Source organism: Pseudomonas sp. 3HC3 (assembly GCF_044904505.1).
GTDB lineage: Bacteria > Pseudomonadota > Gammaproteobacteria > Pseudomonadales > Pseudomonadaceae > Aquipseudomonas > Aquipseudomonas putida_Y.
This window is the reverse complement of record NZ_JADDRH010000056.1, coordinates 1-743: the sequence shown is the minus strand read 5'-3', so window position 1 is coordinate 743 and position 743 is coordinate 1. Positions and strand designations below refer to the sequence as shown.

Genomic DNA, 743 nt, shown 5'->3' with positions numbered 1-743 from the left:
ATGGACTCGCCCCCGCCGAGGCATCACAGTGCCACGGTGGTGTTCGAAGAAGCCAACGGCAGCGAGGGCGAGACCATGAAAAAGCATAGTTCGAAACACGATTCCCTGTCTTCCACTGATGTGGAGCTTTGCACAACCATCTGCGTAGACCTGGCCAAACAGGTCTTCCAGTTAGCAGGCGAGGACGCTACTGGGCGGGTGATCTACGAAGATCGCATCAAATCCCGCCAAGCGTTCCATGATTTCCTGCTCAGGCTGCCAACTACCGTGGCCGTCTTGATGGAGTGCGGTCCAGGTGCACAAGCCTGGGCCAGACTGCTGCAGGCCAAAGGTAATCCGGTTCGCATCCTGCCGGCGCAACGTGTCGCCGAACATCGCAGCGGTGCTAAGAACGATCGTAACGACTGCTATGCCATTTTGCGTGCCGGTCGCGATACGAGCATCGCTTCGATACCGATCAAGAGCACCACAGCACTGGCTATTCAAGCGCTGCACCGTATCCGGCGCGGTAACATCAAGCGACATACCGCGCTGGGTAATCAGATCCGTGGTTTGCTACTTGAGCATGGCGTATCCATACCCCAGGGCGATGCCGCGATCAATAAGCATGTGCCTCAGGCGCTTGAGGATGCTTCCTTGCCTCTACCCGACCTGTTGCGCGAGTTGCTCGATGAGTTGCTGATGGACTGGTTGTCTCTAGGTGAACGCATAGCGGCGCTGAGCCGGCGGCTCGAAGCGACTGC

General features: G+C 57.9%; 1 pseudogene. It reads left to right on the top strand.

Annotation, left to right across the window (positions count from 1 at the left end):
* Positions 1-120: 120 nt before the first annotated feature.
* A pseudogene (locus tag INQ47_RS25620) lies at positions 121-743 on the top strand (IS110-like element ISPpu11 family transposase); the annotation flags it as partial.